The 7439-nt window shown below is 70.7% G+C and carries 9 protein-coding genes; 4 read left to right on the top strand and 5 right to left on the bottom strand.

Translation table 11 applies throughout. From position 1 onward, the window contains the following. On the bottom strand, nt 1-216 hold a 216-nt coding region (locus VFE05_02980; GenBank protein ID HET6229014.1), incomplete at its 3' end, for a hypothetical protein. 201 nt (nt 217-417) lie between these two features. On the opposite strand from VFE05_02980, the gene VFE05_02975 reads away from it, so the two are divergent. The 3 genes from VFE05_02975 (at nt 418) to VFE05_02965 (ending at nt 2836) form a co-directional block, all read left to right on the top strand. Then, nucleotides 418-1206: a gamma-glutamyl-gamma-aminobutyrate hydrolase family protein gene (locus VFE05_02975; GenBank protein HET6229013.1), complete on the top strand. Its 789-nt coding sequence runs from the start codon at nt 418-420 to the stop codon at nt 1204-1206. Between the two features lie 243 nt (nt 1207-1449). Next, nucleotides 1450-2367, top strand: coding sequence for a DUF3667 domain-containing protein (locus tag VFE05_02970; protein HET6229012.1), 918 nt, complete (start codon nt 1450-1452; stop codon nt 2365-2367). Between the two features lie 58 nt (nt 2368-2425). Beyond that, nucleotides 2426-2836 carry a hypothetical protein gene (locus VFE05_02965; GenBank protein ID HET6229011.1) on the top strand — a complete coding sequence of 137 codons (411 nt, stop codon included), beginning with the start codon at nt 2426-2428 and terminating at the stop codon, nt 2834-2836. Between the two features lie 97 nt (nt 2837-2933). On the opposite strand, the gene VFE05_02960 is transcribed toward VFE05_02965, so the two are convergent. The 4 genes from VFE05_02960 to VFE05_02945 form a co-directional block, all read right to left on the bottom strand. Continuing rightward, nucleotides 2934-3794 (bottom strand): alpha/beta hydrolase-fold protein, encoded by an 861-nt coding sequence (locus tag VFE05_02960; GenBank protein HET6229010.1) that lies wholly within the window; start codon nt 3792-3794, stop codon nt 2934-2936. Nucleotides 3795-3911: 117 nt separating this feature from the next. Beyond that, complete coding sequence (locus VFE05_02955; GenBank protein ID HET6229009.1) at nt 3912-4598, bottom strand: HAD-IA family hydrolase; 687 nt, start codon at nt 4596-4598, stop codon at nt 3912-3914. Nucleotides 4599-4715: 117 nt separating this feature from the next. Then, nucleotides 4716-5834 (bottom strand): YbaY family lipoprotein, encoded by a 1119-nt coding sequence (locus tag VFE05_02950; protein ID HET6229008.1) that lies wholly within the window; start codon nt 5832-5834, stop codon nt 4716-4718. A gap of 121 nt (nt 5835-5955) precedes the next feature. Further along, entirely contained in the window at nt 5956-6252 is a 297-nt protein-coding gene (locus VFE05_02945) for a hypothetical protein (protein HET6229007.1), read from the bottom strand. 418 nt (nt 6253-6670) lie between these two features. Between VFE05_02945 and VFE05_02940 the strand changes: the two genes are divergently transcribed. Further along, nucleotides 6671-6943 carry a hypothetical protein gene (locus VFE05_02940; protein ID HET6229006.1) on the top strand — a complete coding sequence of 91 codons (273 nt, stop codon included), beginning with the start codon at nt 6671-6673 and terminating at the stop codon, nt 6941-6943. The last annotated feature ends 496 nt before the right edge of the window (nt 6944-7439 follow it).

Genomic DNA, 7439 nt, shown 5'->3' with positions numbered 1-7439 from the left:
GCCCTGCTCGACCAACGCAGTCAGGACTGAAGTCGGGAATCCGCTCGACACGGCCTCGGCCAGGTCCAGCTCGCTGTGGAAGGGCGCTCCGAAAGAGGTCCCGCCGCCGAGCATCTCCTGAACCATCTCGGGCAGAGTGGGCTTGCTGACGCGGACAGGCTCGGCCGCGGCGGGGCGGACGGCTTCAGCCGGGGTAGCGGAATCGGGCTTTCGCATGCGTCGCTCTCGATGGCTGGTCGGCGGCGGATGTGGGAATCGAAATATCTAACCACCGAATCCGGGCCACAACACCCTTGCGACTCTCTCTCCGTCAGGCGAGTTGTAAACAGACGGAGGACGATGTAGATTAGGCAGCGGGGTCCCGTTCCTGCTTCGGGGAGCGGGGCCCCAACGTATTCCGAGCAACGAGGTTGGACCATGCAGCTGCGCCGCCCCACCATCGGCATCCCCACCCAGACGCTCCAGGCCATCGACCGCATCCCGGAAGACCTGCCGGCGTCGTGGGTGATGAACCAGCGCTACTTCGTGGCGTGCACCTCGGTGGGCGCGGTGCCGTGGATGGTGCCGCTGCTGGACGACGACACGGAGACGCTGCGCCAGATCTACGAACGGCTGGACGGCATCTTCCTGGCCGGCGGCGTGGACATGGACCCGGTGAGCTACGGCGAGGAGCGCCACGAGTTGTGCGGCCGTACCGACATGCCGCGCGACCTGGTGGAGCTTCAGCTGGCGCGCTGGGCGATGGAAGACGGCAAGCCGCTCTTCGGGGTGTGCCGCGGGATGCAGGTGATGAACGTGGCCGCGGGCGGCACGCTGGTGCAGGACTGCGCGGAGCTGTTCCCCGGAGCCATCAAGCACGACTACTTCCCCGGCGCGGGCTGGGCGCGCGACCACCTGGCGCACGACCTTCGCGTGGCCGAGGGCTCGCGGCTGGCGCGCGCCTTCGGCGGCACCAGCGTGAAGGTCAACAGCATGCACCACCAGGGCATCGCCCGCGTGGCGCCCTCGCTGGCCGCCACCGCCTGGGCGCCCGACGGGCTGATCGAGGCGCTGGAGGCGACCGGCGACGCCTTCGCGGTCGGCGTGCAGTGGCATCCCGAGATGCTGATCGACGACGACGAGGGCACGCGGCGTCTGTTCGAGGACTTCATCGAAGCCTCGGCCGCCTTCCGCGAGAGCCGCGCGCTCGCCGAATCGTTGGGCTGAACGAATCCTGCATCGGACGCGAGCCTCCCCGGCTGGCGTCCGCGCGGTCGCACCCGCATCTCCCCAAGCACATCCAAGCTCTTCCCGGCGCCGTATCGGGCAGTCCATTCTCCCCTGCCTCGCACCCCGGCCTGCATCAGCTCGATCCGCTCCACCGCGCAGCTTCCGCGACGCATCGCGAGGCCGAGGCCGTAGCGCAACATCCGCGGCACCACATCTCCCGTCCTCCCCGCCGATCCGCCGATGGACATCCCCTTCTCCGACCCGCTTGCAGCTCGACCGACGGCGGTAGGTCCTTCGCCGGCGGTCGTGGTCGCGGCAGGCGAAGCCTGCGCGAGCTGCGGGGCGACGCTGGGCGGGCGCTTCTGCGAGGCGTGCGGCGAGGAGCGGCTGGGCGCGCACCACTACTCGCTGCGGCGGTTCCTGGCGGACGCGGTGAAGGGCGTGACGGACCTGGACGGCAACGCGGCGCGTACGTTCGCGGCGCTGCTCACCCGGCCGGGGCTGCTGACGGTGGAGTACCTGGCGGGCCGCCGGCGGGCATACCTGCCGCCGCTGCGCGTGTTCCTGCTGTGCAACGTGCTCTTCTTTCTGCTGGTGGGCTACCTGCACGTGAGCATGCTAACCACGCCGCTGGACGTACACCTGCACTACCTGCCGTACAGCGGGCTGGCACGGCGGATGGTGGCGCGCGCCGTCGCGGCGAAGGGGATGCCCTTCGCGAGCTACGAGGCGCTGTTCAACGGCACGCTGGCGAACGAGGCGAAGACGCTGGTGATCGTCCTCGTCCCGCTGTTCGCGCTTCTGATGCAGCTCGTGTACGTCCGCTCGCGGCGGTTCTTCGTGGAGCACCTGGTGTTCTCGCTGCACTTCTTCGCGATCTTCCTGCTGCTCATCCCCACGATGATGCTGGTGATCGCCCTGGGCGTGCTGGCGGGCCGGGCGGCGGGAGCGGACCTGCGGTGGCTGGTGACGGACAAGCCCGCGACGCTGCTCTTCGCCACCCTCGAGGCGCTGTACCTGTTCCCCGCCCTGCTCCGCGTGTACGGCGAGGGCCGCGGGGCGACGGCCGGCAAGTGCCTGCTGCTGGTGCTGGGCACGCTCGGCGCGGTGCAGGCGTACCGCTTCATCCTGTTCTTCACGACGTACTACACGATCTGACCTTCCCCCGCCGGGCAGCCGCACGGCAAATCCACCCCGATCACGGACCCACGCACACATGGAAGCCACCGAAGCCACGACCGCCGCCGCACCCCTCCCGTACTCCGCGCACGCGATCCCCGGAAAGATCTACGTCACCCTCGGCTACGTCGGCAGCGTGATCATCCTGCTGGTCGGCATCGCGATCGGGATCCCGCAGGGGCTGCCCGGCGGCGCCGTGATCGTGGGCATCGCCGCCTTCCTCGCCGTGGTCCAGTTCCTCATCTCGCGCGGCGTGGCGCGGTTCCGCTGGGACGCATGGTGGGTCGCCGCCGTCTGCGCCGCACTCTCGCTGCTGAACGCGGTCCTCGGCGCGATCGGCGAGGCCACGCCGGCGGGGCGTATCGGCAACTCGGTCGCGGCGGCGCTGTGCACCGTCTTCCTGCACTACTTCTGGACCCGCCGCGCCGACTTCGGGATCAAGCTCTGAAGATGCGGTAGCCGGGCGTTTCGTCCGGCGGAGATGGAAAAAGCAGCACGGCCGCCTGGGATGAAGGCGGCCGTGCTGCTTTTCGTGCTTCGGACGATCAGGCCCCGGCGGGCTCCGGCGCCTTGGCGGGGCGCTTGCGCTTGGCGGGGCCGTGGAGGAGGAACTGGAGCTGCTTGCGCATGCGGCGCGCCCACGCGGCTTCGTTGTGCGCGCCGCCCATCTCCACCACGTACAGGAAGTCGCGCCCGCCGCGGTAGCCCTTCTCGGTGAGCAGGTCGCGCAGGCGGCGCACGTCGGCCAGCTCCTCGGTGCCCTCGTTGGTGCCCACGTCCAGGTAGATGCGGCCCGGCACGTACGGCGCGGCTTCCACCACGCCGAAGACAGCGCGGTCCGCGAACCAGAGCGCGGGGCTCATCACGCCCGTGAAGCCGAAGACGTCCGGATGCTCGAAGAAGGCGTAGAGGCTGATCAGCCCGCCCATCGACGAGCCGGCGATGCCCGTGCACCCGCGCTCCGGCATCGTGCGGAAGTCGCGGTCGATGATGGGCTTGATGGTCTCCACGATGAACTGCAGGTACAGGTCGCCGCGCCCGCCGCCGAGCTTCGCGTCCACGAAGGGCGAGTATTCGTTCAGCCGCTCGTCGCCCAGATTGGGGATGCCGACCACGATGGCCTCCAGCCCGTCGGCGCTGGCCTTCTCCAGCGTCTGGTCCACCTCCCACTCCTCGCCGAAGCTGGTGGCGCGGTCGAAGAGGTTCTGCCCGTCGTGCATGTAGATCACGGGGTAGCGCCGCTCTCCGCTGCCGTACGACGGCGGCAGGTAGACGAGCACGTCGCGCGTGTTCTCCAGCTGCGGGCTCTCCAGCGCCTCCATGCGCTTCATGGTGCCCACCACGGTGTGCTCCGCCCCGTCGTCGTGCTCGGGATAGTCCTTCCAGTCCGCCGTCTTCCCGCTCATCTGCCTTCCAATCCGTTCTCGTAAGTCGCCGCCGCGCGGCCCGCGCGGCGCCCGCCCCTCTTCACGATCCGTTCCGCCAGCCGCGCATCTCACGTCACCCAAGCGGTTTAGCGCCGCTCAGCACCACGGCGCGAAGGCGCGGGTGACGTCTGCCGGCCGCGCGAAGGTCCAGTCCGGCGCCAGCGGGCGGATCTCTTCCGCGAACGCGTCCGCTTCGCCCTCGCCCGTCTTCGGCCAGAGGGCGGCGGCCACACGCGTGCCCGCGTCGCGCCCGGCGCGCAGGTCGCCCAAGCCGTCGCCCACGTACACGGCGCGCGAGGGATCGACGCCCATCTCCCCGAGCGCGAGGAGGATGCCCTGCGGGTCCGGCTTGGGCGCCGCCACGTCGTCGTCCGTCACCACCGCCGCGAACGGGCCGAGGCCGAGCGCCGCCTCGGTCACCTCCCACGCCGCGCGGCTCTTGCCGGTGACGATGCCGAGAGGGATGCCGGCGGACCGCAGCGCGGCGAGCATCTCCCGGACGCCGTCGTACTCGCCCTCGCCGAGAGAGGCGTGGAGGGCGGCGTAGTGGCGGAGCATGGCGGCGTGGCAGTCCTCCGCGTACCGCTCGCCGATCCAGTCCGCCAGGAAGCGCCGCTCCGACGCGGGCCGGCGGGCGACGATCTCCGCCTCGTCCGGCACGCGGGACAGGTACGGCGCCAGCGCGCGGCGGTAACACTCCACGTACAGGCGGAACGTGTCGACGAGCGTGCCGTCCAGGTCGAACAGGACGGCGTGTGGCAGGCGGGCGGACGAGGGCGGCAAGGCGGGCTCCCCGGCGTGCTGACGTGACGCGAGCGGCGGGAAGATAGCAGATCGGGCCCGCGGCGAAAGCGGCGGGGAGGCGCGGCGCGATATTCAATCCGCGGGCCGCCGGGGATCTCAGCGTGGCGTGGCCGCTGCTTGGGGGTAGGCGGAAGGCCCGCCGCAGCCGTGGAGCTCGCGCCGGTCCAGCAGCACGGTCACACGCATGGGGAACGTGTCGCCTCCGTCCGCGCACGCTCCCGGCTCGGCGACGACGATCAGGCGGTGCGCTGGGGAATGGGCGCGGTAGGTGATGCGCCCGGTGCGGCGGTCCACCTTGCGGTGCGGCGCGGAGGTGAGAACGCGTGTCCGCCAGCCGTTGGTGCGGAACTCGATGCGTGCGCCCTCGCGAACCGTCATCAGCCAGTGGTCGGCGGAGTACGCGCCAGGTTCCGTGCTCCGCGCGTAAAGATCCACTTCCCCACGGTCGAACATGCTCCAGCCCAGCATCGGCTCGCCGGCGCACTCCAGGGCGGGCTGGCCGGCGCGCTCCAGCCGCGCGGAGTCGCCTCGGAGCGTGAGCGTGTGCGTGGCATCGGCGAAACGGCGGTGGGACCGGCCGGCGACGGGCAGCTCCAGGCTCTTCTCTCCGAGGGTCAGGTATGCGCGGGTCCAGCCCAGCTCCACGCGGAAGCTCGCTCCGCCCGCGCACCGGAACAGCGCGGGCACGCCGGACGCGGTGGCCGCCGCGTTTGGCACCGCGACGACGCGCGCCTCGTTCGTTCCGCCCAGCGTGATCACCGGGTAATGCTCGATCGCCAGCGCCCGGAGGTGCCGTGCGCTATCGAGCACCGCCGCGCGGACGTAATAGAGGCGCGCGGGGTCGATCTGCGCGGGATCGTACCGCAGCACGAAACTCACGGGCAGCTTTCGAGGCGCGCGCACCACGTCCTCCGCTATCTCGCCCGCGGGAGCGTACAGCGTGACGTGCACGTAGTCGCCGGGGTTCAGCCGCATCTTCGGCGACACCTTCACGGTCCCGCTCACCACGCCCGGCTCGTCGCGCACGCGGTTCAGCGCGCAGCCGCCCGCAGCCGCCACGACCGAAATGACGGCGACGATCCGCAGGATGCCCGCGGGCCGGCGTCCAGTCGCATGATGATGCGCCCCGGCGCGGTTGGAATCGGGATGATGCGGAGCTGACATCTCGTTCACCAGGTGGAGATGCGGATCGTCAGGCGCAACCGTCAGGAGCACGCGGAATATCGAACGGAGGATCGGAAAACGAAATCCTCGCCGCCACGTTGGCCGCGAGGATTCGCATGCGATGCATCGGAGAGGCCGGGCCGGCATCAGCCCTTGCTGACCGGGGCGAAGATCAGGCGGCCGCCGTCGCGGGCGGGTGGAGCGAGCGCGGGAAGATGCGGGATGCGGGCGAGCCGGGAGATGCGGCGTCGGCCGGGGTGTGGCCGCGCAGGAAACGGAGCAGGGCGCGCAGCTGGGCGTCCGTCGCGTGGGCGAGCGGCGGCACGTCGTCGGCGCGAAGCTCGCGGCCCGCGCCGTCGCGGAAGACCAGGAACACGGCGGGCGCCGCGTGCGACATCGGCGTCCACACGTACCCTTCCGATACCATCCATTCCGTGCCCTGTCCGTCTACGATCCGCCGAGTGTCCATCTCACCCTCGCTGGTCTGAGTGCGTCCACTGCCGTAGCCCGCGCGCGCGAAGCCGTACCGGTTCTGCGTATACAGACGCCCGGGACCGGTGAAAGGTTTCATCGTGCGGATTGGTCTCGGGATTCGTCCGGGTTGGTTGATGCACGACCCGGACCCACTGCCGACCGGCGCGGCTGCGCAGGCAAGGGCGTGGCCAACTGTCGGGATGGTACGGAGATGCGGATCGACCGTGGAGGGGAGGCTCATCGATCCGGCAGTGCGCCTACCGGCCAAACGACGGGTGAGGATGCCGTCCGGCGGCTGAGCCGTGCCGTGGACGTGACGCGGTGGAGGAGACTCCGTGGCGAGGCCAGGCGTTCTTTCGGTTGCGCCAGGGGAGGCGCGAGGGAGAGACGGCAACGCGCAACCGGAGATGACCATGCATCGGCAGACGGCGCTTCGCTTCCAGCTCAAGATCCAGGTCTTCACGCTCACCGACGCTCTGCGCAGCGAGCCGGTGGAGCCCCGCCGCCTGTGGCAGATCGCGGATGCGGTGCTGGACACGCACGACTGCGCAGCGGCCGGCCACGCCGAGCTTCGGGCCGAAGTGGTGCACCTGATGCGCCAGATCGCCGCGCGCCGCCCGCTGGACGCATCCGCCTGCGCCGCACGGCTGAAGACGCTGGGGCGAGGGATCGAGGTGGCGGCGTAGGAGGGCCCTCACCCGGCTCGTAAAACTCGCCTGCCCTCCCCCACAAGTGGGGGAAGGTACGGTTATTAGCGCGTGTCTGGCTTGGTATGGGTCGAGATCGCCTCCTCGCTGCCGGGGCGGTGGTGACTCGGCGCTGCGCGCCTGCGGTGGGTGGAGGTGAGGCGTGAGCGGCTCGGGAACCGCGTCGCGGCGGAGGGACGGCGGACACGCAGGTCCGCGTCCTACGAAGGGGTGGGTCCCGGGGGGGTGGCAGGGACGTGAGATGGGCGGTGTTCGATGGATCGGACGAGTCCCGCGACCGATGGGGCGCGCGCGGGGTTTGTCGTTCCGCGGTATCCGTAAAACGATGTGCGGCGGGAGACTCGCGCGGCGTGGTGTGTCGGCGCGCGTGGAGCACGCGAGGCTCCCGCCGCGGGCGGGGAGACCCCGGACGGAGGCGGGCCAGGCAGTATCGGCCCGCCGGAGGAGGAGGCTCCCCGACCCCGCGGAGGAGACG

The sequence above is a fragment of the Longimicrobiaceae bacterium genome (assembly GCA_035696245.1).
Lineage (GTDB): Bacteria > Gemmatimonadota > Gemmatimonadetes > Longimicrobiales > Longimicrobiaceae > DASRQW01.
The sequence above is the reverse complement of the archived record's forward strand: the minus strand, read 5'-3'. Positions and strand labels throughout refer to the sequence as shown.